The following is a 271-nucleotide window of genomic DNA, read 5'->3' on the forward strand; positions in this document are numbered from 1 at the left end:
GGTCGGCGCTGATCTGTTTCAACTGGTAGCCGGCCAGGCCGATCCGCCAGTGCGGGTCCAGCGCGTAGGAGATCGAGAAGTTCGCGTGCAGCGCCTGGCCCGGCTGTACGTCGTTTGCGCCCAGGCGCGGCGAGGGGTCGTCGTTGCGGCTGATCCAGGCGTAGTGCAGGCGGCCGCTGAGTTCCAGGCGCTCGCCCAGTTCCCAGGTGAAGGCGTAGTGCGGGTTGAAGATCCAGGTGTTGCTGCCGGTGTTGATCGCGGCGTCCTTGTC

Annotated in this window: 1 protein-coding gene; it reads right to left on the minus strand. The window is 66.8% G+C overall.

Going from position 1 to position 271, the window contains the following annotated elements; all coding sequences use genetic code 11:
• Window positions 1–271, minus strand: a 271-nt coding sequence (locus ACLJNW_RS25260; protein ID WP_410961369.1) for a transporter, incomplete at both ends; no start/stop codon positions are given.

Source organism: Salmonella sp. SAL4457 (assembly GCF_046548235.1).
In the GTDB taxonomy this organism is placed as follows: domain Bacteria; phylum Pseudomonadota; class Gammaproteobacteria; order Enterobacterales; family Enterobacteriaceae; genus Salmonella; species Salmonella enterica.